This window comes from Cesiribacter sp. SM1 (assembly GCF_020178975.1).
Taxonomy (GTDB): domain Bacteria; phylum Bacteroidota; class Bacteroidia; order Cytophagales; family Cyclobacteriaceae; genus Cesiribacter.
The window spans coordinates 1-4,642 of the sequence record NZ_JAHXBU010000053.1 but is presented as its reverse complement, the minus strand read 5'-3'; the positions used below and the strand labels follow the sequence as shown (position 1 = coordinate 4,642).

7 protein-coding genes are annotated in these 4,642 nt (G+C 40.7%); 4 read left to right on the top strand and 3 right to left on the bottom strand.

What is annotated here, in order from left to right; translation table 11 throughout:
- From KWJ01_RS13020 to KWJ01_RS13010, 3 genes are all read left to right on the top strand, one after another.
- Positions 1-265: hypothetical protein (locus KWJ01_RS13020; protein ID WP_224996891.1), on the top strand; the 265-nt coding region annotated here is incomplete at its 5' end.
- A 10-nt stretch (positions 266-275) separates the two neighbouring features.
- On the top strand, positions 276-1,532 hold the full coding sequence (locus KWJ01_RS13015; RefSeq protein ID WP_255651081.1) for a beta-lactamase family protein: 1,257 nt from the start codon (positions 276-278) through the stop codon (positions 1,530-1,532).
- A gap of 352 nt (positions 1,533-1,884) precedes the next feature.
- Complete coding sequence (locus KWJ01_RS13010; RefSeq protein WP_224996887.1) at positions 1,885-2,211, top strand: multidrug efflux SMR transporter; 327 nt, start codon at positions 1,885-1,887, stop codon at positions 2,209-2,211.
- A gap of 169 nt (positions 2,212-2,380) precedes the next feature.
- Here KWJ01_RS13010 and KWJ01_RS13005 read toward each other — a convergent pair whose 3' ends face one another.
- Entirely contained in the window at positions 2,381-3,106 is a 726-nt protein-coding gene (locus KWJ01_RS13005) for a transposase (protein ID WP_224996885.1), read from the bottom strand.
- Positions 3,075-3,410, bottom strand: a complete 336-nt coding sequence (locus KWJ01_RS13000; RefSeq protein WP_224996884.1) for an IS110 family transposase — start codon at positions 3,408-3,410, stop codon at positions 3,075-3,077. The genes KWJ01_RS13005 and KWJ01_RS13000 overlap by 32 nt, the downstream gene beginning before the upstream one ends.
- Positions 3,411-3,694: 284 nt before the next feature.
- Here KWJ01_RS13000 and KWJ01_RS12995 point away from each other — a divergent pair, with 284 nt between their 5' ends.
- Positions 3,695-4,270, top strand: a complete 576-nt coding sequence (locus tag KWJ01_RS12995; protein ID WP_224996883.1) for a hypothetical protein — start codon at positions 3,695-3,697, stop codon at positions 4,268-4,270.
- 64 nt (positions 4,271-4,334) lie between these two features.
- On the opposite strand, the gene KWJ01_RS12990 is transcribed toward KWJ01_RS12995, so the two are convergent.
- Positions 4,335-4,586, bottom strand: coding sequence for a transposase (locus KWJ01_RS12990; RefSeq protein ID WP_224996882.1), 252 nt, complete (start codon positions 4,584-4,586; stop codon positions 4,335-4,337).
- Between the last annotated feature and the right edge of the window lie 56 nt (positions 4,587-4,642).

Genomic DNA, 4,642 nt, shown 5'->3' with positions numbered 1-4,642 from the left:
AGAGTATATTTCAACTCGTGCCATGCCAGGCACACACAACAGAATAAAGCAAGCTCCCAGCTATCTTACAGCCATTGGCAATGCAGGCAGCTGCCTTTGCGTGGGCATAGCAATCTGCAGTGAATGGTCGCCTGCTATATTCAACGGACGTTGGCAAAAATTTAAAAACAAAACAATAACATCCTTTTATGGCCCGACAACTACAAACGATCATTTTATTTTTACTGATCAGCCTTTCGGTCAAAGCACAAACCAACAACTCTAAAATTGACTCTTTGATTCAGGCATATGTTCGCATTCATAAGTTTAATGGGGCAGCGTTAGTAATTCAGGATGATAAAATAGTGTATGAAAGAAGCTATGGGTATCGGAACGCAGCCCAAAAAAGCCTGATCACTAAGAATAGTGTATTCCCCATCGGTTCATTAACTAAATCCTTCACCGCTCTGATAATTTTAAAGCTTGCGGAAGAGAAAAAACTGTCAATTGAGGACCCTGTTAGCATGTACATGCCAGAGTACCCAAGAGGAGATGAGATACTAATAAAACATCTGCTAACACACACAGCTGGCCTTTACGAGCCGTTGAGGAATCCGAAATACCGAGAACAAATAACCTCTACTCACGCATTCCACCCGGAAGAAAATGTTGCCTTTTTCAAAAATGAACCACTTGATTTTGAGCCCGGCAGCAAGTTCGAATACTCAAATGCGGGATACAATTTACTAGGAGTCATTACTGAAAAAATTACTGGCCTTTCGTATTCGGAAGCTGTGAGTAGGTACATTTTCAACCCACTAAAAATGAACGAGAGTGGCTTTGACTTCCAGAAACTTAAGGATAAAAACAAAGTTACCGGCTACTCCCGCCTAACCTCAACGAAACAGGAAGAAACCAAACCCTGGAACCCGAGCCTGGTCTACGCATCCGGTGCTTTATACAGTACAACAGGCGACCTACACAAATTCTATAAGGGACTACGTGACTTCAAGATCATCTCTAAAGAAACCTTCCTCCAGGCAACCACCCCATTCAAAAGCGGTTATGGCTACGGGTGGTTTATTGATACTATACACGGGGATAGGGTCATTGACCATGGCGGAAATCTGGAAGGGGCAACTAGCTATTTCTTGATGATGCCAGAATATAAAATCTGTATCATTCTTTTAAACAATATCACCTCTACTTCCTTGGAGAAATTAGGGAACTCCATCTATGCTGCGTTGCAGAACAAGCCTTATAGCATTCCACACCCCAAAAAGGAAATTCTGTTGGAAGAGCACATCCTCCTGAGTTATGTCGGCACTTTTGAGGTGTCTGACAAGTATAGAGTTGAAATTTCAAAAGAGGCAGGTGGGCTAGTTATGAAAATCAACGGTGCAGATAAAATAAAGCTGTCAGCAGAAAGGGAAGGTATCTTCTTTGCCAGTGATGAGGATATAGTTCTTGAGTTTATCTCTAAAGATAAAAAAGTTATTAAGCTCAAGATACGCCAAGGCTTATCTACAAAAGTAGCTGACAAATTAGGGTAGACAACTTTCAAAACTTCTGCCAACAGCAGCTTTGTGCAATAGTGGCCTGAATTGGTAATGAAACGACATTACTTTTATGAGCTTTAGCGCAATAGTATACATTAGAACAACGAAAACCACTACAGCACAAAGCTGAAACACGTTATGTGCAATGCCGCAAGCTCGTAGTGATCCATGGTAATAGATCAAATCCTTGATAATTATTCAACTTGTGCGACTGGGGCTTAATGCCCCTATCTGGGAATCATGCAGGACAGATTGAGTAGAATTTTAGCTAAAATTAAATAGCTTTAATTTTTTATCATTTATAAATAATACCTTGATTCCATTTTAGATCTTTGTAAAAAAAGAAATGAACTGGATTATTCTAATTCTTGCGGGTTTATTTGAAGTAGCTTTTGCTATCTGCTTGGGAAAAGCGAAAGTTGCTACCGGAAATGAAATGTATTTGTGGTATACTGCATTTCTAATTACCATTACTTTAAGTATGGGACTTTTGATAAAAGCAACACAAACTTTACCCATAGGTACTGCCTATGCTGTATGGACAGGAATAGGAGCCGTTGGGACTGTTCTAATAGGTATATTAGTCTTTAAAGAGCCTGTTAACTTTTGGAGAGTATTTTTTATCACAACCCTTATTTGTTCAATTATAGGACTGAAAGTTGTCTCTCACTAATATTCAATAATATATACAGCACATAACAACAGAATAAAGCAATTGCCCCAACAGAATTCAGCCATTGGTTGTACAGGCCGTTAGCTTTTCGTACTATCAGCAAGGGCCAGTGAATGGTCGCCTGCTTTATTCAATGGACGATATCTATGATTGATCCAAGTGAATTGATCTAAAAAATTTCATATTTCTCCCCGCTTTTCACCGTAGCTAAAATATGGCGTAGTAGTTTGTTTCTAACAGCATTAAGCACTACCATTTTGGGCTTCCCCTCTGCTACTTTTCTGTAGAAGTATTCTTTCATATCGGGGTTATGCTGGATGCTGCTGATGGAGGCCAGGTGCAGGGTTGATTTCAGGGTATTATTGGCAAATTTTGATACATGGTTACCCGCTCTGATGCTGGTGCCAGATTCATAGCTAAAAGGGGCAACACCACAGTAACAAGCCAGTTGTCTGGCTGTGTTGATCCTCTTAAAGTTGTGGGTGTAGACAATCAGTTGGGCCGCTAAGACCATTCCCACACCCTTGACTGAAGTAGCCAGTTCATAGCTTTCCTTGATATCGTCATCTTTGCCTATAGCCTCTTTGATAAGCTTTTCTATCTCTTTAAGGCTCTTGGTCAAACCAGCTAGTGTAGCCTTTTGCGCTTTCTCCACTATCTTACCTGAGGCAGGATCCACACGTTTTAGTTCAGCAATCGAAGTGGAGAGGCTAAGCTTAAACTTCAGAAGCCTGCTTCTAGAGGAGAGCAGGTCCTGCAGCTGAAGCAGGCGCTTATCTTCTGTTTCTGCTGTTTTAGCTCTGAAGGCATACAAGCTGGCATACAGGGCTATTCTGTAGCTGTCAATCTTATCAGTTTTACCTCTAAGAAGACCAGAAGATTTCTTGATCTGCAAGGATGATCGCTCCGGCGACCCGGTCAACCCAGACATTCATCTGCTCTTCCAACAGCTTGAGCATCAACATTCTACTGTAGAGGCCAGTGTGTTCCATGCATACCAAAAGGGAAAAAGAATCTAATTTAAGCTCCTCTATCAGCCATTGAATAAACTTCTCTATTCCTTTTGAGTCATTGGAGAAGCGGTCGTAGGCTAGTTTCTTTCCCTGCTGATCAATAACAGAGACATCAAAATACTCTTTTGAGATGTCTATTCCTGCAAATAAGGAATAGACATTTTTGTCATTCTTTGCCTTTTGCATAACTTTAACATAAGTGATTCAACAAAGGCTAACTGATAAAGAAGCTGATTCAAAACCTTTACCTATAGGCCTAAAAGCCTGAATATCTATATGAATCTACTTCTAAGGTTGTGGCAGGGGGAGTAAATCGTCCAGTAGGCCTGGCTCTAAAAGCCATCCTGGTTGTGCGCCTAAGTCTTCCCCTGCCGCCCGGTTAGCTACTTAACCAGACTAATATCTTAAACTTCTATCACCTTGGAAATATCCTATAGGGCTAATCTAAAGGTTGTGCTCTATTAAACCCTATGAAAAAGGTCGCTACCTTAACTTTAACTTTTCTTGTTCTGACTGCCTCATGGGCAACTGCTTGTACATGCTCAGGCTTTGATAAAAAAGTAATAAAGGCAATGTTCAAAGAAGCTGACTTTGTCATAATAGGCAAAGCCCTTACCAATATTGAGCCGGATTCTATGATGCTTCAGTCACTGAATCAAGAAATGATGGGATCTGATGTGCTGTTTAAGATTGACTCCGTGCTTAAAGGAGATGTTAAGAGAAATGAAACGGTATTTATCTATCAATTTTCCGGCAGCTGCTCCAGTGTATTAAAATTTGGTGATTCATACCTGATCTTTGGAAATAGAATCAATAAGTTCAAAGAAGCAAAAGATACAGTAGAAGTCTCAGAGGGTGAAATACCACCTCCACCTCCTCCATATATCCTCAACGGCGAAGTAGAGGTGTTTGCCGATACTGAATTTGTTAGCTTCTTGAATAACCAATTAGAAATATACGATACTCTTACTACTGACCTTTGCTCAACTTTCCATAGTGACTCTAAGGCTTTTGCAGACGCTATAAAACATTTAAAAAAAAATTAAACAGAGCACAACAACAGTAACTGTTGCACAACTCCCTGAAAAAGTAGGCTGATCGTTAATTTTTCTAACACCAGCTGCTTCTAAACTTTCCATTCAGATCAGGTTTCACCAGAAACAACCAAAAAAGTGTATTTACAGCCCCCACAGGGGCTATCAGAGCAGCTGTTTTTCGTCTATGGAAGCTGAAGTTGATCCATTTCTTGAGGTTATAGGCAGCAGCTGCCATGAGCATCTTTTTATCAGCCGAAAGGATGCCCCTGGTGTTGATTTTAGACAGGCCCATGTAGTTGATCAGGCTACCGAACACTGGTTCCACCGTTGAAGATCGTTTTTTTCTTCATCCACCTGGCTCGCCTGGAGTCTAATCGTTCT

Excerpts from the sequence above, each read along its gene's own strand:
- KWJ01_RS12995 (WP_224996883.1), top strand. The coding sequence starts at position 3,695 with ATGAAAAAGGTCGCTACCTTAACTTTAACTTTTCTTGTTCTGACTGCC.
- KWJ01_RS13010 (WP_224996887.1), top strand. The coding sequence starts at position 1,885 with ATGAACTGGATTATTCTAATTCTTGCGGGTTTATTTGAAGTAGCTTTT.
- KWJ01_RS13000 (WP_224996884.1), bottom strand. The coding sequence starts at position 3,410 with ATGCAAAAGGCAAAGAATGACAAAAATGTCTATTCCTTATTTGCAGGA.